Annotated in this window: 22 protein-coding genes; 21 read left to right on the forward strand and 1 reads right to left on the reverse strand. The window is 39.0% G+C overall.

Going from position 1 to position 24,050, the window contains the following annotated elements; translation table 11 throughout:
* The first annotated feature begins 308 nt into the window (after window positions 1–308).
* The 13 genes from E5329_RS20970 to E5329_RS21025 all read left to right on the forward strand — a co-directional run bounded on the left by E5329_RS20970 (window position 309) and on the right by E5329_RS21025 (window position 13,835).
* Entirely contained in the window at window positions 309–587 is a 279-nt protein-coding gene (locus tag E5329_RS20970; protein WP_275443546.1) for a hypothetical protein, read from the forward strand.
* A gap of 340 nt (window positions 588–927) precedes the next feature.
* Window positions 928–1,149 carry a hypothetical protein gene (locus E5329_RS20975; RefSeq protein WP_135991316.1) on the forward strand — a complete coding sequence of 74 codons (222 nt, stop codon included), beginning with the start codon at window positions 928–930 and terminating at the stop codon, window positions 1,147–1,149.
* On the forward strand, window positions 1,150–1,434 hold the full coding sequence (locus E5329_RS20980) for a hypothetical protein (protein WP_275443547.1): 285 nt from the start codon (window positions 1,150–1,152) through the stop codon (window positions 1,432–1,434).
* Between the two features lie 35 nt (window positions 1,435–1,469).
* Entirely contained in the window at window positions 1,470–2,078 is a 609-nt protein-coding gene (locus E5329_RS20985; RefSeq protein ID WP_135991317.1) for a DUF4120 family protein, read from the forward strand.
* Between the two features lie 184 nt (window positions 2,079–2,262).
* Window positions 2,263–5,562 carry an FtsX-like permease family protein gene (locus E5329_RS32630; protein WP_168356712.1) on the forward strand — a complete coding sequence of 1,100 codons (3,300 nt, stop codon included), beginning with the start codon at window positions 2,263–2,265 and terminating at the stop codon, window positions 5,560–5,562.
* Window positions 5,563–5,567: 5 nt separating this feature from the next.
* Window positions 5,568–6,578, forward strand: coding sequence for an ABC transporter permease (locus E5329_RS20995; RefSeq protein WP_135991318.1), 1,011 nt, complete (start codon window positions 5,568–5,570; stop codon window positions 6,576–6,578).
* Window positions 6,579–6,694: 116 nt separating this feature from the next.
* Window positions 6,695–7,543, forward strand: a complete 849-nt coding sequence (locus E5329_RS21000; protein WP_135991319.1) for a DNA adenine methylase — start codon at window positions 6,695–6,697, stop codon at window positions 7,541–7,543.
* Window positions 7,530–8,813, forward strand: coding sequence for a type II restriction enzyme (locus tag E5329_RS21005; protein WP_135991320.1), 1,284 nt, complete (start codon window positions 7,530–7,532; stop codon window positions 8,811–8,813). Before E5329_RS21000 ends, E5329_RS21005 begins: the two co-directional genes overlap by 14 nt.
* A 395-nt stretch (window positions 8,814–9,208) precedes the next feature.
* Window positions 9,209–9,385, forward strand: a complete 177-nt coding sequence (locus E5329_RS29995; protein WP_168356713.1) for a hypothetical protein — start codon at window positions 9,209–9,211, stop codon at window positions 9,383–9,385.
* A 64-nt stretch (window positions 9,386–9,449) separates the two neighbouring features.
* The gene (locus E5329_RS21010; RefSeq protein WP_135991321.1) at window positions 9,450–11,618 is read left to right on the forward strand and encodes a peptidase domain-containing ABC transporter; all 2,169 of its coding nucleotides are present in this window, start codon (window positions 9,450–9,452) and stop codon (window positions 11,616–11,618) included.
* Entirely contained in the window at window positions 11,611–12,963 is a 1,353-nt protein-coding gene (locus E5329_RS21015) for a S8 family serine peptidase (protein ID WP_135991322.1), read from the forward strand. Before E5329_RS21010 ends, E5329_RS21015 begins: the two co-directional genes overlap by 8 nt.
* 324 nt (window positions 12,964–13,287) lie before the next feature.
* Window positions 13,288–13,506 carry a helix-turn-helix transcriptional regulator gene (locus E5329_RS21020; protein WP_135991323.1) on the forward strand — a complete coding sequence of 73 codons (219 nt, stop codon included), beginning with the start codon at window positions 13,288–13,290 and terminating at the stop codon, window positions 13,504–13,506.
* Between the two features lie 11 nt (window positions 13,507–13,517).
* Window positions 13,518–13,835 carry a hypothetical protein gene (locus tag E5329_RS21025; RefSeq protein ID WP_135991324.1) on the forward strand — a complete coding sequence of 106 codons (318 nt, stop codon included), beginning with the start codon at window positions 13,518–13,520 and terminating at the stop codon, window positions 13,833–13,835.
* Window positions 13,836–14,330: 495 nt separating this feature from the next.
* Here E5329_RS21025 and E5329_RS21030 read toward each other — a convergent pair whose 3' ends face one another.
* A complete protein-coding gene (locus E5329_RS21030) occupies window positions 14,331–17,354 on the reverse strand; it encodes a DUF4135 domain-containing protein (protein ID WP_135991325.1) in 3,024 nt (1,007 codons plus the stop codon).
* A 307-nt stretch (window positions 17,355–17,661) separates the two neighbouring features.
* Here E5329_RS21030 and E5329_RS21035 point away from each other — a divergent pair, with 307 nt between their 5' ends.
* The 8 genes from E5329_RS21035 (at window position 17,662) to E5329_RS21070 (ending at window position 24,044) form a co-directional block, all read left to right on the forward strand.
* Window positions 17,662–17,841, forward strand: coding sequence for a mersacidin family lantibiotic (locus E5329_RS21035; RefSeq protein ID WP_135991326.1), 180 nt, complete (start codon window positions 17,662–17,664; stop codon window positions 17,839–17,841).
* 13 nt (window positions 17,842–17,854) lie between these two features.
* Complete coding sequence (locus tag E5329_RS21040) at window positions 17,855–18,067, forward strand: lichenicidin A2 family type 2 lantibiotic (protein WP_135991327.1); 213 nt, start codon at window positions 17,855–17,857, stop codon at window positions 18,065–18,067.
* Window positions 18,068–18,089: 22 nt separating this feature from the next.
* A complete protein-coding gene (locus tag E5329_RS21045; RefSeq protein WP_168356714.1) occupies window positions 18,090–18,320 on the forward strand; it encodes a lichenicidin A2 family type 2 lantibiotic in 231 nt (76 codons plus the stop codon).
* Window positions 18,321–18,451: 131 nt separating this feature from the next.
* On the forward strand, window positions 18,452–21,484 hold the full coding sequence (locus E5329_RS21050; protein WP_135991329.1) for a type 2 lanthipeptide synthetase LanM family protein: 3,033 nt from the start codon (window positions 18,452–18,454) through the stop codon (window positions 21,482–21,484).
* Between the two features lie 14 nt (window positions 21,485–21,498).
* On the forward strand, window positions 21,499–22,224 hold the full coding sequence (locus E5329_RS21055) for a flavodoxin family protein (protein ID WP_168356715.1): 726 nt from the start codon (window positions 21,499–21,501) through the stop codon (window positions 22,222–22,224).
* Entirely contained in the window at window positions 22,214–22,456 is a 243-nt protein-coding gene (locus tag E5329_RS21060) for a hypothetical protein (protein ID WP_135991331.1), read from the forward strand. The genes E5329_RS21055 and E5329_RS21060 overlap by 11 nt, the downstream gene beginning before the upstream one ends.
* Entirely contained in the window at window positions 22,457–23,329 is an 873-nt protein-coding gene (locus E5329_RS21065; protein WP_135991332.1) for an ABC transporter ATP-binding protein, read from the forward strand.
* Complete coding sequence (locus E5329_RS21070; RefSeq protein WP_135991333.1) at window positions 23,307–24,044, forward strand: ABC transporter permease family protein; 738 nt, start codon at window positions 23,307–23,309, stop codon at window positions 24,042–24,044. The genes E5329_RS21065 and E5329_RS21070 overlap by 23 nt, the downstream gene beginning before the upstream one ends.
* The last annotated feature ends 6 nt before the right edge of the window (window positions 24,045–24,050 follow it).

Here is a 24,050-nt window from a genome sequence, read left to right on the forward strand (position 1 = left end):
ACTATCATACAGGTTTGCTCCAGTTTTGTATAGGTACTCGCGTTTTACCGTTTACGAATTAACAGGCTTAAAACTTCATATGTACTCATGTTCACCACCTCCCTTCTTCTGTGAAGTTAGGGAGGCTGCCACCTCGTAACACGACTGCTCTGGAACAAATTATAGCATACCCTATGCCATTCGGCAATCTGCTTTTTTCTATTCTTTGCTCTATTCTTTGGATTTCTCCGTAAATATTTTTTCCCATGAACAATAGAAAAAAAGAGCACGGGTGCATTTGTGAAATAAACTATCGAAAGGAGACGCAAATGAATAAGCTGATTGAAGACTTAATTAAGAAAGGCATGGGGAATTTCATGGATCGCAGCAGGGATGCATTAGCGTGGGCAGACGAAATCTATCTCAATGACCGCAGGGATGAAAAGGAACTGGAGAAACGGTATGAGAATCTTGACCTAACCAAAGGGCAGAAAAAGGTCATAAACGATTATGTGGCATGTACCTTATCATCCAACCAGCGCTATGCGACATCTCTTATATGTGCGGCATCAAGGATACCGTCAGCCTGCTTGTTTCCCTGGGGCTGATAAAGGGCGTGGAAGCTGAAGAATAATAAATGCCATATGCCCTTAAAAACGGCTTTGGAGCCAGCCGTAAAACAGGCTCTTTTTTACTGCCCGAAAACCAGATAAAAGAAAGGAGCAACCAGGAATGGCAGACTATACAATCCTGTACTATGAAATCTATGAGTTTCCCCGATGCCCAACGGACAGCGGCAAATACTACGGCAAAACCCCCCGTATTGGAACAGGCGGAAACTATAATTAAAAACGCAAAGGAAAATGGCGAACTGCTCTTTATGAAAGCGGTTTGCAGCGACGGACAGAAACGGTTCATGTTCTGACCATGAACAAAAGGAGCTGGCACATGGAACAGACAATCAGAGAGATGATTTTACAGGCAGATGATGAAAGAAACCTGGACTTAATCTGCTGTGTAAAAGAAATCCTGGATGAATTCTCATCCACCCACAACTGCCCCCTGGATTGGCAGCATATCGGGGCTGCCCTTGCAGACGAATATCCGGCGGATTCATGGGTGTATGAGAATCTGGATTTATGCAATTTTACAGAAACCACGGAGGTGTAAATGAATATGAAAACCGGATTAGAAGTTATGGAACAAGTGAAGCTTTATTTCAAAGAGAACCTTCCCAAGTACACTGTACTAAAAATCAGAAAGAAATCCTGCCACCCCGACGATTCCCATCTTTACATGGTATCGGCGAAAAAGGATAACGGGACTTATGCGGTGTGGACAAGCTGGAACCAGAAGCTGAAGAGCCTGAACCACGGTCATTATGATTTGCAGAGTGAGGAAGACTGTGAAAAGATAATGGATGAGTTTTATTTCAGCGGGGATTCCCTGCCGTAAAAAGATGTAATTCTAAGAAAGGAGAAACCAACACTATGACAGATAAGACGCTCGTATATATGACATTCCGGGACGGCTGCGTTGGGCTGCGGACAGTCAGCCGTTCCCGCAAATCCCCTCACAGGTTCTGTATTCCCTGCCAAGAGTTGGAGGGGCTGGAACACAAACCAGAGGTTATCGTCCGCGACATATATTCCTTTGCCAAGCTGCGCCAGGACGCCTATGCTGGAACCGTAGAGATTGCCCTCACCTGGCTTGAGGGCAACGAAGAAAGCGTTTCTGGCTACCAGGAAGCCATTACCCTTCCCTATGGCAGAATGATGGAATGCCTGCACAAAAGCAAGCCTTTTGTATGGAAGACGCTTTCCATAGACAATTCCGCGAAGCAGGCGCAGATTGTGTTCAAAAGCAGAAAGAATTTACACGCTGCTTTAGCGGACGGTGTCATCCGGTGTAAACTTATCTGGTTCCTGCGTGGGCAGTTCAGATGGGCTTACGCAGAAAAAATAGAGATTTACGATGACTTTGTGCCGTACAGCTTCTTCTTCCGGGAAACCAGGAACGGGGAAGCCGGGAGTTCAGGCGGGATAATCCTGCATGGGCAGGAGGACATGAAAACCGCATATTACTCAATGCACACGTAAAAAGCCTTCATACCTAAGAACCCCCCATTGCTGTAAATTCCGTAGCCCATATACCCCCAAACTTAAGCTGCCTGCATTGCTTGTAGGCGGCTTAAATTTTTCTGCCTCTGGGCAGAAAAGCGGGTGCATCTGTAAAAGATTTTAACTGTCCGGCAACCCCGGGCAGGACGAGGAGGGTTTACTTATGGCTACAAAATTACAGGACTATATCCAGCTTGCGGGCAATGCAGCGTCGCAGGTGACGAAGAACACAGAGAACTGGGCGGATTTTTTAAACACCGCTTCCCGGCTTTACCGCTACTCTTTCCCAGACCAGCTCATGATTCACGCCCAGCGCCCAAAGGCTACCGCCTGTGCCGAGTTCAATCTCTGGAGCGTGCGGATGAACCGCCATATCCGCCGCGGCTCTAAGGGGATTGGGCTTGTCGGCTTCAACCAGAACGGCTACCCCAAGATTCGTTATGTGTTCGACATTGCAGATACGCAGAGGAGAAAAAGCTCCGCCGACCTGTTCCAATGGCAGTATAAAAAAGACTATGAAGCCGTTGTCATAAAGGCTCTGGAAGGACGGTTCGGCATATCCGGGGAGAAAGGGCTTGTCTACCAGCTTGAGATGATTGCCGTAAGGCTGGTAAACGGGTATTGGAAGAACTACCATAAAGACATCATGTATGAATGCGAAGGGAGCTTTTTGGAAGAACTGGATGAGCAGACGGTCAGCGTAAAGTTCCGCCTTGCCGCCGCCGCAAGCATCTCATACCTTCTCCTTGCCAGATGCGGATTTAACCCGTGGCAGTTCCTGAAGAGTGGGGATTTCAAAGACATCCCAGACTTCAACACCCAGAGAATCATCCGGGTTCTCGGAGCAGCCGTCAGCGAGTCCAGTGAGCGGGTGCTCAGGACGATTGCAGTAACTATTTACAACCATGAGCATCAGAAACAGGAGGCTCAGACAAAGGGGAATGCCAACAGTACGCAGCCGCAAAAACCATCTATTGGGGAAATCTATGGCAAATATAAGCCAGTGATTAAAGAATTTATTTTGGGAGATAACGCATATAGAAATGCCTGTCGCAATTCTGACAGACAAGACACCGCCCTGGAATGCAAGGAGGCTGTCAAGCGCGCTGTCCTTGTCGTCGAGAATGCAGAGTTTATGAAGCTCTATTATGATATGGAAAAGTTCCGTATTCGGTTGCTGAATGAATTGTTCAACGAAACGTATCCGGCATTATCATCTGTAAAAGAATCGGATGAACCTAAAGCAAATGTGGCTCAGGAAAATGATACAGAAAAACAGGAACCTACTGCTTCTGGAACAACAGATGCAGAGGATATGGAGCAGCCCAAACCAGATGCGGCAGAGCCAACGATTCAGGAAAATGATATAAAAGAACCTGAACCTGCTGCTTCTGGAACAACAGATGCAGGAAATGCAGGACAGGATACCCCAGATATGGAAGAGCCAACGGTTTCCCCGGAACCAGAAGTTATCCAGACTGAATCCAATGCTCAGGAAATGCCTAAACCCTGCAACTTCATCATCACAGATAATCGTTTGGGCGAGGGCGGACCGAAGGCAAAGTTCGGCATGAACATGGAAGCAATCACTGTGTTAAAGAGTGTGGAATCCAGAAATCGCCCTGCCATGCCTGATGAACAACAAGTTCTTTCCAGATATGTCGGTTGGGGTGGAATCCCGGATGCATTCGAGCCGGGCAAAGCTGGCTGGGAAAAGGAATATCAGGAGCTTCAGACCATGCTTACCCCAGAAGAATACGATTCCGCCAAGGCTTCTGTCCTGAATGCCCACTATACCTGCCCCACGGTTATCAAAGCTATTTATGGAGCGGTCAGCGGCATGGGCTTTACATCCGGCAGAATCCTGGAGCCTGCCTGCGGAATTGGGAACTTCTTTGGTTTATTGCCAGAAGAAATGTCAGAATCCAAACTTTACGGAGTGGAGTTGGATGGCGTCAGCGGGCGCATCGCGAAGCTGCTTTACCCCAATGCGAGGATTCATATCACCGGATATGAAAATACAGGCTTCCTAGAGGATTTCTTTGACCTTGCCATCGGGAATGTGCCGTTCGGGCAGTATCAGGTAAATGACCCAGAGTATAACAGGCTGGGCTTCTCCATCCATAATTACTTCATCGCGAAATCACTGGACATGGTGCATCCCGGCGGAATCCTGGCATTCGTCACCACCCGCTACACGATGGACTCCAAAAGCACAGACGCAAGGGAATACCTGTCTAAGAGGGCTGACCTTCTGGGGGCAGTCCGCCTGCCGAACAATGCCTTTAAAGCGAATGCCAATACGGAAGTGGTGTCTGACATCTTATTCTTGCAGAAACGCGATGCCCCGGCAGACGAAGCCCCGGAATGGGTGCAGACCGGGACAAATGCGGACGGCTTTACGGTCAATCACTATTTCCTCAGCCACCCAGAAATGGTGCTGGGAAAAGAATCATCCGAAAGCACGCAGTACGGAAGGCAGGATTACACGGTTATGCCAATCCCTGGAGCCAGCCTTGCAGAGCAGCTTCTGAAAGCGGCGTCCCTTATCCACGGGACTTACCGGGAAGCCATATCAGAACCGGACGAAGCTGCCCTGGCTGAAACGCTTCCGGCTGACGACAGCGTAAAGAACTACTCTTTTACGTTGGTAAACGGTGATGTATATTACCGGGAAAACGTGGACATGAAAAAGCAGGAACTGAACCAGATGGCGGAAAGGCGCGTGAAAGGCATGATAGAACTCCGGGACTCTGTGAATTATGAGCGGAAAACGGAAGCTCTGAAAGAGGAACTGGGCATTTTGGAGAAACAGATCAAAGAATGTCCGGCAAGGGAGAATCTGCATGAACTGTATTTGATTGATGTGGGAATCGTCAGTGTGCTTCTGTTGATCTGTCTGGTGGCGTTCTGCGGGGTGTATCGCATCACTGTGTTATCGAGGGTCCGGCAGTATGGAATATTGAGAGCAATCGGCATGAAAAAAAGGCAGCTCTGTAAGATGCTGCTGTTGGAATTGTATGATATTTACTGGATCAGTGCGCCCTTTGGAATATTGTGCGGTTTTTTGACCGCCTGGCTGGTTTTGCGCATATCTGGTGACAGAGACAGGGAAGTTTATCTTTGCAATGAGGCGGTGCGTTTTGAATTGGTGGCGCCAGTCTGGCAGATCCTGGCGTGTGTCGTGATTACTTTTTTACTCATCCATATGATTGGAACTATGATGGGAAGAAAGGTTACAGGTTCTTCCGTTATAGATGCCATATCGGAGAAAGAAACGGAGAAAGGGAAGCGTCTTTTTTTCATACAGCAGGCAGACGGCAAAATGGGAACCTTGTTGAAGATGAGCTGCAAATATATTTTTAAAGATTTAAAAACAAGCGGTTTTGTAGTTCTGACGGTCAGTTTGGGAGTTACGTTGTTTACAATGATAGGTATTACGATGATCACAATGAGGCGCTGAGGGAATTGTATGGATATGGAAAGACTGGATATGACGGAAAAAATCAGATTTATAAATCCATGCTGCTGGGATATAATGCGGGAGCGCTGGAAGCATTACAGAAATATGTGATTGAAGGTGATTTTACCCCGGAGAATCTGGGTGAAAATGAGGTGATTTTGTCTGTTCTTCAGATGGATGATACAAAGAATAATGATCTGCCGGGATTCTATAAAGAAGGCTCGCCTTTGATGGAATATCATGCGGGCGATGCGATCTCAATAAAATACAGGGCAGATCTGCATACGGATTCCATGGAATATGAGGCTTTGGAGGATTATGACGCAGAATACGTTTATAAAACTTATAAGGTGAAAGCGATTGTGTCCTTCCCGCATATGTTTGATTGCAATAAAACGCTGTATCCCTTATTGATTACCAGCGACCATTCGATCCAGAAGATTGCGCCTGAGAGTGGAATTCAATGTATGTATTGTGATGGGGATGGGGATCTGGATTTCGCGCAGAAGGATTTGCTGGAGCAGCAATTAATCCGGATCAGCACGGATAATTCTAATGTATCCACCCGCAGCCTGATTGATGAAGCAAAACAAAATGAAATGTTCTATCACAAGCAGATGGTGTATATTTATGGTATTTCTATCATCACGTTTCTGCTGGTTCTGATCAATATGATCAATAATTTCAGATACCGGATGCAGAAAAGAACAAAGGAAATCTGTATGCTGCGTGCAATCGGAATGAGTGTGGCAATGACAAAGAAAGTAATGCTGTTTGAGAATCTTATCTTAGGATGGATATCTGTTTTGGCGGCGTTTGCACTTTCCCATCCGACATTGAAATATTTGTATGAAATGTCGGATATGCAGTCCTTTGGGCATAAATTTCATTTTGTTTATACAGAATTCTCACTGATGGCGGTGGGAGCATTGGCGATATGCGCGCTTCTTTCCTTTAGAATATTGAAATCCTGGAAAACAAAGCAGATTACAGAAGGAATAGGAAGGTTTGAATAAATGGCGTTTGCGTTTTTCTAACCTCTTAACATTTCAGGATATTTAGGTTATAATGAAAGGCGGGACAATACAGCAGTGTTATAATTCTGATTTTTATAAAAATAGGAGACAAAAGGATGGCAAAGAAGAATCCATTAGTTTCGCCGATTTTAAAATGGGTAGGAGGAAAGAGGCAGCTTTTAGACAGCATTGAACCCCTCATCCCGAAATGCTCCACGTATTATGAACCATTTCTGGGAGGCGGCGCAGTGCTGTTTTGCCGGCAGCCGGCGAAAGCAGTGATCAATGATTCCAATCAGGAATTGATGAATGTTTATCTGACCATTAAAGAGGAGCCGGAAGCATTGATGCGAAAGCTTAAGGAGCACAGGGAGAAGAACTGTGAGGAATATTTTTATCATGTGCGGGCGCTTGATCGTGACAAACAGGGCTTTAGCAATTTAACCAATGTGGAACGGGCGGCAAGGATCATTTACTTAAACAAGACTTGTTATAACGGCCTGTTCCGGGTTAACAGTTCTGGTGAGTTTAATTCTCCCTGGGGACGGTATAAGAATCCCAATATTACAAATGAGACAACGATTCAGGCGCTATCCGCTTATTTTAACCAAGCGGATATTACAATCAAATGCGGAGATTACCGGGAGTCGTTAAGAGGAATCCGAAAAGGGGCGTTTGTATACTTTGATCCGCCTTATGTGCCCATCAGCGCTTCCGCATCCTTTACCGGCTATACGGCAGGCGGTTTCGGGGAACAGGAGCAGATTGCCCTGAAAGAACAGTGCGATGCGCTGCATAAAAGAGGCATTAAATTCTTACTGTCTAATTCTGCCTGTTCCTTTATTGAAGATTTATATAAAGATTATAAGATAGAGTATGTAAAAGCTAAGAGAGCCATTAACGTTAACCCGGAAAAACGCGGAGAAATCAAGGAGATACTGGTACACAATTATGAGCCTGATTGATGAAAAATGGGAAATTCTGTTTGAAAAGCACAACATTGAACATGAGATAAAAAAGAACGGGCTTTTTTACATTACGGCAGATCAAATTCGGGAGGTAAAAGAACCCCGGTTAATGACGAAATTTGACACCCGGGAATCCCTGCCTGCTGTATTTGGGAGAAAAATTGCAATTTTGCCGGTTACAAGAGGGAAGTATGTTCTTGGAGAATTTGATTTGTATCAGGATTTTCCGGAAATGGTTTCCGATATCAAACAAATGAAAGGCGCCAAAATCCCGGATTATTATGAAACCATTGATATTAATGATATCCGTTCAGAAGCAAACGCCATTAATATCATGAGTATTGCAGGAATTCTGGAGGATTTTTTAGGGGAGCCCCATATGGTGCAGACGGTATCCGGTCGTATGAGCTCCGGCAGCTTCGGATTCTATGTCAGTCATTCGAAATCAGGAGATTACCAGACTAAATCTTATATTACAGTGGAAAATTCCCAGGTGGAGATAGACGGGGGCTTTGAAAATCCCAATGTTTTTTCTGTGATGGAAGGAAAAAATGTAGTCCACAGCAATTTTCTGATTCGGCAGCTATATTATCCGGTAAGGTTATGGAATGGGAAAATCAATAAGCAGATCCGGCCGGTGTTTTTGGTGTATTCCAATAATATTTTTCGTCTGCTGGAATATGAATTTATGGATATCAATGATTATAATTCTTTAAATCTGGTGCAGGAGAAGAATTACAGTCTGGAAGATATTGAAATTACATGGGAGGATTTGCAGGATATTTGGAAGAAAACCAGAATAAAACCGGAGCCTGAGGTGACCTTTATCCAGGCAGACAGTTTTCCGAAAGTAATTTCCCTGGCAGAGCATCTGGCGGAAGAGCCGATGATAGCGGCGGAGATTGCAGAGCTGTTCGGATTTAAAGAGAGACAATCAGATTATTATTTTAATGCTGGAAGGTATTTAGGACTGATGGAGAAGCGCAATGGAGAGGAAGGCGTGAAAGCGCATATTACGTCGGCGGGCAGGCGGCTTCTGAAGATGCGGTATAAGGAACGCCAGTTGGAATATGTGCGGCTGATTCTGGAACACCGGATTTTTTATGAATTGTTTGAAACTATCCTTAAGGGAGGAAAGGCGCCAGATAAAAAGACGATTGCCGCTAAGATGCGGGAAATGCGAGTCTGCGGGGAAAGCCTCGTGGAAAGACGGGCCAGTTCTGTGAGAGGGTGGCTGTATTGGATTATGGCGTTGGTGAATTCATAAAAATGTCTGTTTCTCTGCTGCAATATATAGTACCGTCACGGAGAAGGTCTTTATGCAGATTTGAGAAGATTGAACTGTTGTTTTGTGAATAATTCAGGCTGATTGTAAAGCGGCGGGTTCCTCCCGTCTCTTTTTTTATTTATGGTGTGAAAGGTTGTAACCGTTTACGATAAGGAATCCAAATTTGCAGGACTGAATCAGTATCCGACAGTACAGGTGAATTTTGAAGAACTTCAGAAAATCAATCCAGATATCGTGGCGTGTATCTGGATTGGGAAAATCAAAAGAAGTAATAATAAAAATGAATATATTGCAAAATGAAAAAAATACTTTACATTATTAAAAATAAGATGTACAATATGTATATAAAAAATGTCTTTAGAAAGGAGAAAGAGATGAAAAAAAATGACAGAAAGCAAAATTTTGAAATTAAGATCAATTACGCAGAAAAATTGAGTCGTGAAGACATGGACAGTATTTATGGGAGTGGAAATTCACAGGTCAGATATATTCCTGACGAATATTTGCAGGCAAAAATACTGAGAGAACATGCAGGGGGAATGGGAGGATGAAAAGTCAATTTAAATTTTTGGCATGCAAAAGATGTTATAAGATGAGTGAAAAGGAGGAAAAAGAGTGGTGCGAAAAGTCAAATTCATTGAACAGAGTGAACATAGTGAATGTGGAATAACATCCGTCGCAATGATATTAAATTATTTAGGAGTGCATATTTCTTTAAATACATTGCGTGATTGCTATGGGGTTCCAAAGGGCGGAAATACACCTTTTCAATTACAGGCCATTTTAAGAGACTTTGGCGTTGAAAGTTCTGGTCTGCGAATTAAAGATATGCAGTTTTTTAAAGAAAATAACCGCCCCTGTATCATTTTTTGGGATAATAAACATTATGTTGTATTTTTAAAAAAGGTAAATAATCATGTACTGGTGGTAGATCCGGCATTAGGTTATAGAAAATATACATTGGAGGAGTTCGAAGAACATTTTTCCAATATTGCGCTTGTTATAAACTCCATCGATGAGAAGAAAGCAAAAGAATATAGTGATGAAAAAAAGAAAAATGGCTTGCTTGAGCTTATTAAAACACAAAAAATTAAAATTTTGGCATTAATAGGTTTTACATTATTAATTCAGTTTTTTGCACTTGGAATACCAATTATAACACAAAGAGCTGTAGATAATTATAAACTGCTTTCTAGTGATCTAACGCCATTTGAGATTTTTGTTTCAATTTTGGCGGTTTTTGTGATTTATTATGTATTACAGGTTTTTAGAACGCTTATTGTAGCTAGGTTCCAGAATTACTTTCAGAAAAATCTTATGACAAGTTTTATGAAAAAAATTATGTCTTTACCATTGAACTTTTTTGTGAATCGCTCAACAGGCGATATGATATTTCGTTCGAACTTATCTACTTATATACAACAACTCTTAAGCAGTCAATTAGTAACTACGGTAATCGATGTAGTATTTGTAATAGCATATTTTAGTTTGATGGTTAGCTATTCAAAAAGACTGACAGTTGTCTGTATGGCAGGGATAGCCGTGATAGTGGTATCTTCATTTATTAATACCAAAAAGTACCAATCTTTTACTGATAAAGAGTTAGCGCTTCATTCAAAAGTGCATAGGACGTTGGTAGAACTGTTTGAAGGAATGGAAACAGTGAAATCGGTAGGGGCAGAGAAACAATTTTATAATGAGTGGGAAGCTAATTTTAATGAACAATTAAAAATACAGATGGATAAAAATCGAATTACTGGCATCATTGGAGGGGTTGCCACTACATCGCAATTCATAATGCCGTTATTGATTATTGGAATTGGCATATATGGGATAAGTAACGGGACATTGACGATTGGAGAGCTGATAAGTTTTAATGCTATATCAGCCGCCTTTGTTACGCCGATCATTACTATTATGAGCGCGTTTTCATCCATACTATTGCTGCGATCCTATTTTGGAAAATTATCGGAAATATTAGAACAAAAAGTTATGACTGATGAGGAAAAAGAGGAACTTAATGAACCATACGAATACATAGAACTGAAAAACGTAGATTTTCAGTATAGTAAGTTTGAAAAAATGGTTTTGAAAGATATTAATCTTAAAATAGGAAAAAATGAAAAGATTGCAATCGTGGGACCAAGTGGTTCAGGAAAAAGTACATTGGTAAAATTAATTGCAGGTCTTTACTCGCCATCTAGCGGACAAGTGCTTGTGAATGGAAAGAACATGAATGAGTTAAAGCAGGAATCAATACGCAGTAAAATAAGTGTTGTGAATCAAAATCCAGCAATATTTAATATGAGTTTAAAGGATAATATTCTTATGAACAAAGAAGGAATCAGTGATGAACAATTTCTAAAAGCAGTGGATGACGCCAAGGTGGCTGAAATTATACAGTCTTTGCCTATGGGATACATGACTCAGATATCAGAGGGCGGATTAAATTTGTCTGGGGGACAGATGCAGCGCATCGCTATTGCCAGGGCTATTGTGAAAAAACCAGAGCTAATTATTATGGATGAACCAACCAGCGCTTTAGATAACATTTCTGAGAATTATATTATGAATAGAGTGAAAGAGTATGAATTCCCATGTGTTGTGGTTTCTCATAGATTAAATACAATTCAACATTTTGATAGAGTCATTGTGATGCATCAAGGAAGAATTGTGGAGGAAGGAAATCATGAAAAATTAATGAAAAATCAAGGACTCTACAGTTATATATATTCAGGAAATATTGAGGTAGGAGATATAGAAGGAGGAATGGCAGTTGGATAAATTAATGAAAAAAGTAAAATGTTTTTTAGGGCTTGCAGTATTGGCAATAATGTGTTGTTTTTCGACTGATGTTGTCAAAGCGGAACAGAATATGAACGGGCAGGATTTACTGCTCAAAAATAAGGAAATGATTAATGAGATAAAAGAATTAATTGAGAACATAGACTCCCGGATTGAGGTTGCAATCATTGAAGAAATAGGACTAATCCGATTAACATATCCTAGTGAGGTCGACATTGATGGCATTCTGCAAAATGAGCGTATTGCAGAAAATATTGAGGAGAGTGGTATTTTACCCAACATAGAACTGGTTATGCCGTCTTTACAAACTATTGATGCAAGCGCAATGCCAGAAGGCCAATTGGAAAGATATAACAGGAGTAGAATGTCCAATGAAGAGTTATTTTATGCAAATGCATGGCATGTAGATTCAATTACAAATAATGGCCTTTCGTTGGAAAAAGCATCAGGAGAAGGAGTAAGAATTGCGTTAGTTGACAGTGGCATAGATCCAAATCATCCAATATTATCAGGTAAGATAGATTTGGAAGATGCAGTTTCCTTTATTAGCGAAGACGAAAGTATTGTAGATACCAATGGGCATGGTACAATGGTGGCAGGTATTATTGCTCAAGTTGCTCCGGATGCAAAAATTACGCCATATCGTGTAATTTCTGCTGCTTCAGGAGATTCCGCATGGACCATTCAAGCAATTATACAGGCGGTAGATGATGGAAACGATTTGATTAATATGAGTCTTGGAACATATAAAGCTGCAGATATAGAAGATGAACTGCTCACCATCAAAGCGTTTGAACGAGCAATAGAATATGCAGAAGAAAAACATGTTTTAGTAGTAGCTTCTACAGGAAACAAGTCTCTGAATCTGGATACGTATTACGAGGAGGAACACATGAAACATTTACCAGGCTCTCTGCAAGGAGTCATTGCGGTATCTTCTAATAATGGTGATGCGCTTGCTTCTTATAGTAATTTTGGCTCTAATACCAGGTTTTGCGCTCCGGGAGGAGATTTGGTATATATTAATGATATGCTGGATCTTAGCGAATGGATTTATTGTATCTATCCAACAAGTATGGATAATGGTCTTTCTGTCTTAGGAGTGCCGCAAGGATATACATTTTCATATGGAACCAGCCTTTCAGCGCCGCAGATAACCGCTGCAATTGCAGATGTTATAGATTTTTATGAGTTGAAAACCGATCATAAAGACACAGCGCTTCAATATCTTGAAGATACATGTTTGGATTTGGGTGAAATAGGATATGATATTAAATTTGGATATGGCAAAATAGATATACATCAGGCAATTATGAAGGAGTGATATTGACAGACGATATATTACAATAGATAAAACAAAACCACGTTGACGAAGAAAGGAATTGGGGTTGTCGCATTAAAGGTTATAGACACAAGAGATAGATATACCTGGCTGTTGGATATCCTGTATCTTGTTCAGAATTTCTTAATGTAACAGCCCCATTCTCTTCGATCTTTCATGGAGGGAGTAGTAATATTATTTTTTCTTTTTAAAAGAAAAGAAGCTCAAATGTAAATATATTATTTACATTATGTCTATGAAATGGTATAGTATATAAGTAAATTGAGGCATAAATGAAACTTGGAAGCAATCCAAAGGAGGAGGAAAATGGCGAATAAAAAGTATATTGAGGATACTCAAATACATGTATTTCGCGCTAAGAAGAGAATGACGCAGCAGCAATTGGCTGATCTTGCAGGGGTTTCGCGTCAAACGATTATGCAGCTTGAAAAAAATAGGTATAATCCTTCTCTGTTATTAGCATATACGATTGCAGAGGTCTTAGACACTACAGTAGATGAGCTATTTATTATTTCTTCAAAATAAGGGGGATTCTTGTGGTAGAGTTAATTGAAATTTTGTTTGATAGCCGAGTGTTTATGAAAGTAGATGCGGTGATTGGCTTCGTGCTGTTTGGAGTATTTATTTATTTTTATTTTTCTAAGGAGGGACGAGACGAAAGGGGCAGAGGGATTTTGGCTACAGCTACACTAGTTTCTTATTTCGTGTTGTTTATAGCGCTAAATATATTCCCTTACTTTTTATCATGGATGATGCTGAATATAATCCGTTTGGTTAATGGGTTACAATTCATGTATAACATTATTCTTTTATCTGCAGATATAGCGTTTTTGATATTAAAAAAAATAAGGTAGATGCTTCTTCCGCATAAGTAAAAGTATAAAAAAGAGAAATTTTGTGCTGCTTGTATGTTACGTTTCCATTGACAGATTCGCGGAAGAAGCACAATTTTAAAAGAGATAAGTTTAAAAGCATAAGAAACTGATTGAGAGATTCGTACTCATACTCATCTCTGGGGTGTTTGAATTATGGTCGGGAACAAAGGATGATGTTGATTCAAACGATTCACCGACAATTTGATTTATTTTGTCAAGCTTGTTATTCTTTTCTGAAATGAATGTTAAATTAATTGCTTCCATTTTTTCTCCTTTCTCTATTTATTTTATAATATTATTATAACATAATATAACAAAAAGTAAAGTATTTATTTCAATTTAATATAAATACTTTGCTTTTGGCTGTTTGGCAGCATCTACCTAACGCATTTGTATAGAAGATACATGTAGATAGTTTTTGGAGAGCAGAATCAAAGTGTCCGGTTATTGGCAGGTGATAAAGGATGAATAATTTTATTTAAAAAAAAGTATATCAAAAAGTGAGTTATCATACACTCTTAATAATTGATAGCCAATGCCAGATAGCCCGGTAAACATACCAGGCGGATAAGTATTTTTTGCCGATTTCAACATAATAGGCTCCTTAATAAGGCTTTCGGTGATAGACAAGTATTTCTCTGTTGTAATTTCTTCTTCTGTAAGCATCTCTATCACTGTATTTACTTCGCCATATTTCCCGTGGCAAATGCAGTAGTTTTCAGAACAGATACGATTAGGCGTTAAAAATTTCAATTTATATTGATTCCACATATCAGAATTATAGTTTAAAAGCTCTTTCAATGCTTTATTAATCCCCAGTGTGCCGTTGCACCAAGAGGAATTAAGATCAGCGCTGACAGTGGAAATAAAAAGTTGGCAGAGATTAGAAATATAAGTTTCCACAGTCTTATTCTCTCGCAGAGAATTGGCGCGGATCAACGCGTATAATATGCCGGCGTATCCATGGGCAAAACCTGCATTATTAATGTTTTTATCAATTGTAAATTGTCGGATAAGTTTGTCTAAAAGGAATTCTGCTATTTTGCTGCAGTCTGTTTCTATGATTCTCACAAGAAGGCAGATGAGGCTGGCAGCGCCTTTCAGCCATTCAGTGGAAGAAACAGAGAAATCTTTTTCCATCAGTTTTTTGAGATTCTCATCTAAGTATATGGAAAATTTTTTTTCATGAGTTAATTGTGAAAGGATATAAGCGGATAGAATTCTAGCACCATATCCATAAAAAGCGCTTATGCTGTCGTCATTTAATTCATTAGTAAAAACTTCATATTCTAATATAGATAGAATGGAAATTGTCTCTCCTGTATAATAGTTGAGCGCATATAAAAAAGTAAAAAGTCCAGAGGCGCCATTGTAAAAGTTGATTTCAGGATAGTATATGGATCGGGAATTTTTATCTCCGGAGTTGTCGATTTCAGGCCAAATGATTCTATGGTGCACAGTATCAACAAAAATATTGTCTATCATGCAATCTTTTATATCTGCAGCCAGACATAAAGCCGGATCAGCATAGTGATGTTTTTGTGAGATAGGAACCTCATTTAATTCTATTTCCAGAGCGTCTAATGCCTCACTTATTAAAAGAGCCGAAAAGCGGATGCTTTGTTTATTTATTTTCTTTATGTGCTCTGTTAATACAGAGAAGATATTATGGTTAAAATAGCCATTGATGACGCCGCTGCTAGACATTAAATGGAAAGAATCCGTCAACGTATAGAAATACGGAATATCGCAATACGTTAATGATTCCACCTCATGTGGAATTGCTTTATCTGATATAAAAGAATGATTCCATAAATTTTCCAAAACTTTCTCATGTTCGATAAAATCTACCATACAAGAAGGATGGATAGAAAAAGATAAAAAATTAGAATAATCCTGTGTGTCCCTCAATAGAATACGGATAGGGCAGTGATTCAAATAATCCCCACAAAAGGTAAGAATGTCATTTTGGTTCTTCAGCAAAATATACATGGCGTCTAAATATCCATTTAGAATGGTTTTATAGTAACTCTCCGTCATGCTCGGCCTGTCGTGCGACGGGCCGCATGGCCATCCATGCTGTGAAAGTCGAAGGCTTTCATAGTAATCGGTAAAAAGAACAGGAGTTCCGTTTAGCAGAGGATTATTTTTGGCCGGTTCCACATAATAATCTTCAAGGAAATATTTAATATCGCTGCTTTTTTCATTCAGCAGCCGTCTGACCTTGTAGGGTATCTTTTGGCGTATTCCATTCAGTGCGCTGTAATCTAATTGACGCTTCCAGTATTTATGCATCGGAAGTAAACCTGAGACAATAACAGACTCAGATTCCATAAAACGATTTTTGGAAAATTCGTTATTATATATTCGGCGTTCTTCTGCTATGAGTAAAGTTTCAGTGTCAACAAGTACAGGATCAGCGCCATCAGCAATCAGATTTTCCATATGCAGATCACTTGACCCTAACAAATGAGAAATAGCTATCAAAACTCCGTACTTTCTATAATATTCCTGTATTTCCTCTATCTGGGTGCAAGATTGATGTTCAATAAATTCTTCTATACAATAATTTTCTCCGGAGATACTTTTTATTTGATATAAAGAAAAAATTGGCGATATCTCATTCAAATATTTAAGCAGCTGATTGTAGAAGCTAAGTATATCGTTATTATGAAACTTATAAACTAGTTTTTTGTTATTGATAGTAAAAAGGATAGTGGATTTGCCATGGTTGTGGCTATCGCTTGCGCCCCCTTGCACTGAGGTTATGGTATATGGCTGATAGATATTGAAAACTTTTGAAAGTGCATTTGAAGAGTTTTCAATAGAGTTTATAAACATTTTAAAATTTTCAACAGCAAACATCAAACGAGCAGCCAACAGCCTGGATAATGCTGGATATTCCAGGAAAAAAAGTTGAGTCGATTCAGCAGTTCCAAAACGAAATTCAATATATGCATTAAATTCTTCCTCTGCATCGTCTAATAAAAGATGCATACGGTCTTTTATATCATGAACGTCCCACACTAAAGTTGCTTTGGAGATAGATAAAAGGTCGTTCATTAAATTCTCTCGAAAGGCCAGAAGGACCTGATTTGAGAGAAGAAGTGAATGATCAGAAAGATAATTTTGTATCATATGAACATAATATTCCGTGTGATAGCGTAATGCTGCTTCCAGATCATTTGATTGTCTTTGGATATTCTGTGAAAAGAGCGACTTATGTATTTGATACCACTTTTGCTTTCTGACATAGGAATAAAGTATTCGCAGTTTGCGTTCTGTTAAATCCGACACCGCTAAGTCATAATCTTCCATTGAAATATTTAGAGTGCGTAACATATTGGAAAAATCTGAATCGGATAATAAAGATTTTCTTTTGCGCCATGTCTTCAAAGCTGTTAGATTTTTGTCAATCGGACATACATCTTTTAAAATTGTGATACGTTCTTTCAACGATGTTGCAAAACCATATAACCATTCATTTTCATGATTCATTTATCTTTCCTCCTCATTTTTAATTAAAAGACATTATACAAATCCGCTTCTTGTTTTCATTATGATTATATCCGAAAAGTGGGATAAAAGCGAGACGACCTGGTTTCGCTTATGGTATAAATGCCCGTATATTATATTTGTCTTGAATGCATTTCAAAAAAGCAGATTAATATTACAAATTAAAAAATAAATATATAAATTTGTAAGAAATAGTTGACATTTAGAATAAAATAGTATATATTATGATTGTAAAGCAATTACACGTGGATTGATTACATAATAACGAAATGAAAGAAAGGAAAAAGCAATGGAAAAAGAGATTAAAAAAACAGATGTAGCAGGAAAAGCATTTGAAGATTTGGATGAAACGGAAATGAAAGAAACCCAGGGACAGGGTGGAGATGTTAATGCAGAAACAACGCCTCTTACAATTTCAGCAGTAGTATCTTTGGCTACAATTGCCGCATCCAAAAAGGTTTGTAAGTAAAGGAGAGAAGAAAATGGACGAAAAAAGACTTGAAGAACTGGAAAAGATTGTAAGTGGAAAAAGCTTCGAAGAGTTATCAGAATCAGATATGGAACAGATTGCTGGCGCAGTTAGAGAAATGGGAGATGTAAATCCTGAGTCGCTTGCAGAAGTTGTAGTGATATCGGTAGCCGCATGCGTGAGTGCGTTGGCTGGTCTTATTTCTTATAAAAAAGGTTGTTTATAAAATGGTAAAGGGAGGCTCTAAAATGGCAAAAAAGAAAATGGATGAAAAAGATGTACAGAAAGTGTTGGAAGTGGCAGGTATCTCAGGAAAAGATTTTGCAGATTTGTCAGATGAAGAAATGGCACAGTTGGCTGGCGCCGAGGGTGGAGATGTAGATCCTGAAGTTACGCCTACGGTAGTGATCGGAACGATTACGAGCGCAATTGGTTCTGCAGTAGTATCTTATGTAGCATCAGCAGAAGCTAAATGCTAAATGCATCAAATGTTAAAGTAAATGCGCCTATCTATAAAAATGATAGGCGCATAAATTAAAATGGATGGTTTCGCAATATGCATTAACTTGATAATAGATGTTGCGAAACTATTGATTAAGAGGAGGATTTTATGAGTATAAAAGTTAAAGCAAAAGATTTTGTCAAAGCACTATGGATCAATGAGCGGTATCAAGCAATTTGTAAACAAAAGACGTCTTTAAAAGGAAGTCCCGCTCTTTTAAATGAATGGAAAAAGAGAAAAAGCCTGCTCACCGAGAAAGACTTTGAGGATATTTTTTCTATTATGGATTACAAAGAGGAACTTTTTGCATTAGCCATTGATGAAAGGCTGCTGGAAATGAAATTGTTAGAAGAATTAGTCCTGGATAGCGCTTGGTTTAAAGTATTAAGCGAGTCATTAGAAGAGGAAAGCAGCCGTGAACTGAAAAGTATTTCTGCGGAGGAGGTGGACTATTACATTATTGTAAGGAATTTTTTGAATTATGCAGAAGAAAGAATCAAGATACTAAATCTGGATACAGAGATTTTAAATTCATTTATGAGAGGTCTTATGACAAAATTACTGGAGCTGGCACATAAGACCATAGTGTTGGAAATCAATCGTGCAAGATTAATGGGAAAACTTGTGTCTGAAACATCCCATGAACGTTACTGTGAATTTTTCGAAAGTCATAAAGATATTAATCAATTAGTTGATTTCTATAAATCATATCCCGTTTTGGCACGTTTGATGTCAAAATGTACCTATGATTTTGTGGAAAATACAATTGCTTTCAGTAAGAGATATGATAAACACAAAAATGAAATCTATGAGCAGTTCCATATTTCTAAGGAAGCTAAACTTTGTTCGGCGGCTATGGATATGGGTGATTCTCATGAAAATGGAAAAACTGTTATACTGCTGGAATACAGTGACGGAAGTAAAGTTGTTTATAAACCGAAAAAATTAGATATCGCTTTGGCATACAATGAATTTTGTAAAAACATCAATGCATTGGCAGGAGAAACTTATATAAAGACATATGATATACTTTGCTATGAGGACTATACCTTTGAAGAATTTGTGAAGCAGGAAGAGTGCTGCGACAAAAGTGAAGTTCATGAATTTTATCGGAACTTTGGCAGATTGTCCTGTCTGCTGTTCTATTTGAATGGAAATGATTTTCACAGGGAAAATATAATTGCTTCTAAAAATTATCCGGTAGTTATTGATTTGGAAACGTTATTGCAGCGTCCAAATAAGAGTAATTTTGACAATAATTTTTATATGCAGCAGAAAAAAAGGATTTTAAGTGAATCTGTTGCGCGAACTTCCATATTTCCTAATGTATATTCTGATTCAAAAATGGATATGAGTGCTCTGAACGGCGCGTCACAGGAAATTCCATATGAGGTAGAACGTGTAAAGGATGAAAAATTAGATACCATTCATTATGTTTATGAAAAAATGACATCTGGTGATTGTACCAATAAAGTAACGCTTTGCGGCGAGACAATTAATGCATTTGATTATGGAGAAGATATTATAGATGGTTTTCGTCAAATGTATACGTTATTAATGGACCATAAGAAAGAACTGTTGTCTTATATTTCTGTCTTTGAAAATAAAAAGTGCAGGATGATAATTAGAAATACTATGAATTATGCTCGTATGCAGCAGATGGCATTGCATCCCAGATGTATGCGGGATGCGTTAGAAAGAGAAAAGCTTTTTGAGAATTTATGGAAATACTCTCTGGGGGATAAAGTATTCCATAAAAGTGAAATTAAGGACATTCTTGAAAATGATATACCGATTTTTTTCTGTAATACTTCAACCAATGACGTCATTGACTCAACTGGAAATATAATTAAAGATTATTATGATGAATCGGGCATGGAGGCGCTGAAAAATGAAACCAAAGGTTTATCTCTAAAAAATCTTGAAAAACAAATGTCACTCATAAAACTGATGACAAAACAGTACAGCCCAATTGTTAATTCAAGAACTAATGTTATGGAACTTAAATCTGTACTTTCAGATCATGCAAAAGATCGTGATTATGTGAAGCTTGCAGAGAGGATTGGCGACTCTTTGATGAAGTTGGCGCATTATAATGAGGATAAGAGAAAAGTATCATTTGACGGCATATATCAGGCGCCTAATGGAACGTGGACAGTGGATGTGATGCATGGAAACTTCTATGAAGGAATGGCTGGGATGGAATTATTTTTTCATTATTTGTATCAGGCGACAGGAAAAGAACAATACCAGGAATTTGAAAATATTCTTCATATAACAGGAGATGGGCTTAAAGATGTTGAAAAAGTAAATTCTGCTATGTCTGGAAAGTGGTCTTTTGTAACAGCAGCGGTACTGGGTGAAAAAGGCGATAAGGAGGAGATTCTGGAGGTCGCGCAAGAAATATTGCATACAGAAGACGTTAACTATGCGGATTGGTTAAATGGAGCCGCAAGCTTTGTACAAATATTAATTTATATGTATGAAAAAAGCATGGATATAAAAATACTTGATGTAATTGAACAGTTTATGGATGAAATACAGAATGAACTGAAAGATCATGGCTTATTAGGCGGATTCTCCCATGGATATAGTTCTTTGGCATACCTTTATGGAAAAGTATATGCTTTGACGGGCAAAAGCAAGTATTACTCATGCTGTATGGAGTTAATTGGGAGTGACAACAAATTTTTCAATGAAGAGCTAGGCGGGTGGACCGATGAACGTCTGAATAATGGAGAAATGAATTATCATTGGTGTCATGGAAGCTTAGGAATTGGTTTGAGCCGATGGCTGTTACGAGAAAAATGCCATATTATGGACGATGTGATATCAAGAGATATCGAAATTGCAGATGCATCTGTCACTAATAGCTTTCTTACCAAAGACGATACACTTTGTCACGGAAATGCAGGGAAAGTGGATTATTTTATTGAAAAATATTTATTGACCCAGGATGACAGATATCTTGCACAGGCAAAAAGTATTATGAATTTTATTGTTGACAAAGCAGAATATGGCACCGGCGGATTGCCTGAATTTCCGAATCTTGGGCTTTTTACAGGAGTAGCCGGAATTGGATACGAATTATTACGGCTTGTCAATCCCGGGAATATGCCATCCGTATTAGCATTACAGTAGAGGAAGTGATAACAGTGAGTAAAAAGATTTTTGCATATGCAGGGGTAAATAATCCTGAGAGAAGTTACACAGTACGATGCATCCAAAAAAGTATTGAGTTACTGCGTGAGAGAATGGATATTGAATTGAATTTATACACAAATCAAGAACTTCCGATACAAAATTGCCAGGGCTGCCTGAGATGCTTTTTTTATGGGGAATGTGTTCTGGACAGTCAGGATGGGTTTCATAAAATAAAACAGGAAATGCAAAACTCAGATTTCATAATTTTGGGGAGCCCGGTATACCTTCATAATGTTTCGGGATATATGAAGACATTTATAGATAGGTTAAGTTATTGGTCACATATATTTGCTTTAAGAAATAAAAATGGGTTAGTCATAGCGACTGCAGATTGCTCAGGTACCTATGAAGTGAATGAATATTTAAATAAAGCCTTAACTTGTTTTGGGTGTTCTGTGGTCGGAAAAATTGAGTTGAAAAGTTGTTATGGAATCAATGAAGAATTGTATCGTATATGCGCCGCTAAGATTTATACGGGTCTTATAAAAGATGCAAAAAGTAATGAAGTATTAGAAGAACGATTTCATGCAACGAAGCAGCTTATGATATATAGAGAAAATAGAAAGGTGGATGATGAAATGGGAAGTGAATTGCGGTATTGGAAAGAAACCGGGATGCTTTATGCAGGCTCGTTTTCAGAAGTATTAGAAAAAGGAGGTTGGAAAAATGTATGCTAAAGTACTTGTTATTGTGGCTCTTCTTACGATTTTAATTTGTATTGCTGTGGTGAAAGAATGGAAAAGAGCAATTATATTTTTAGGAATCGGAATTTTAGGAGTGTCGAGTTTTGCGATCTACAATTTGACGCATAGTGTACTTAAAACCCTTGCCGTTATTTTGATTATCAGCGCTTTGGAAGGCAGTGTTTTAGGGATTTACACATATTTTCAGAAGAAGGAGGAGAGTTAAATGGAAAGTAAAGCTTTGGTTTTAACAGAACAGTTATCAAAATCCTATAAGGATGAGATTGTGCTGAATAACGTAGATTTACAGGTAGATAGAGGGAAAATTGTGGGATTTTTAGGTCCCTCCGGAGCTGGAAAAACAACGACAATTAAAATCGTCACCGGACAATTGAAACAAACGAGCGGCCTGGCCTATGTGTTAGGCAAGGATTCCCGGCAGTTAAACAATTCTATATACCAACAGATAGGAATTGTTACTGACAATAGCGGGATATATAAAAAACTGTCTGTGTATGATAATCTTTACTATTTTGCAAAACTGTTGAACGTATCCAGCAGCAGGATAGATGAAGTATTGAAGAGAACAGAAATGAGTGAACATAGGAAGAAAAAAGCTGGAATATTATCGAAAGGCCAGACCCAAAGATTGATTTTGGCCAGAGCTATTTTACATGATCCCAAGCTCTTGATTTTAGACGAACCGACAAGCGGTTTAGATCCGGCTACTGCTTCCGCTATTCATAAACTGCTTATGGAGCTTCGTCAAAATGGGATGGGGATTTTGCTTACAACTCATAACATGGAAGAAGCCGATAAGCTTTGTGATAATATTTTGCTGTTAAACGAAGGCAGGATTGTGGAGTCGGGCACATCACAGGCTATACGTTTGAAGTACAATCGAACAAAGAAATTCCGCGTTTTATTGAAAGATAACCGAAATTATCTGCTGGATGACTGTAAGGAAACAGCGGGTAAGATCAAAAGATGGATGGAAGAGGAAATGGTTGAAACAATTCATTCATGCGAACCGTCGTTAGAGGAAGTTTTTCTTAAGATTACAGGGAGGTCATTAAATGAAGACATTGTCCAGGCTTAGTTCCTTATTAAAATTAAAAGTCAAATTAATGATGAATGCAAATATTATATTTGCTCCGGTTTTCGCATTGGTTCTTACAGGGGCGCTTAGAGTTTTATATGGAAATATTGTAAAAGGCGAAATTCCAGAATTTATGATGCAGTTACTTTTGAACATTGGACTCAGCTTCAATATTGGTATGACAGGCATTTTTCTAATCAGTGCCATGGTTGCAGAAGAGAAAGAAAATAATACGCTTCGTGTATTGATGACATCATCTGTCACTGCCAGAGAATTCTTTTTTGCCAGTGTTATTCCGCCATTTGCAGTAATGATAGTAGTTAATTTGCTGCTGATTCCAATCAGCGGAATTAGAATAGATGGCGTTAATCTGTTAATTTACCTGATTATTTCATCTTTTGCAGGGTTTATTAGCTGCATGATAGGCATGACAATCGGAATTTATGGCAAGAGTCAGGTGAGTGCCAGTACATTAGCTATGCCAGTATTACTGATAATTACAATGATACCTACGTTTGCATCTTTTAGTCCTGTTTTGGATAAGATTTCAGGATATCTGTTTGTAGGCATTGTGACAGAGATGGTTTCACAGATGATACTGACAGGAATTGCATCTTTATCGTTAAAACATTATTTGGTCTTATTAGGAGAAATCATTTTGGTGGGCATCGTCTTTCGTATGGCATACTATAGAAACGGATTTGAAAAAGACTAATTTTTA

Origin of the sequence: Petralouisia muris, assembly GCF_004793545.1 — a bacterium.
In the GTDB taxonomy this organism is placed as follows: domain Bacteria; phylum Bacillota; class Clostridia; order Lachnospirales; family Lachnospiraceae; genus Petralouisia; species Petralouisia muris.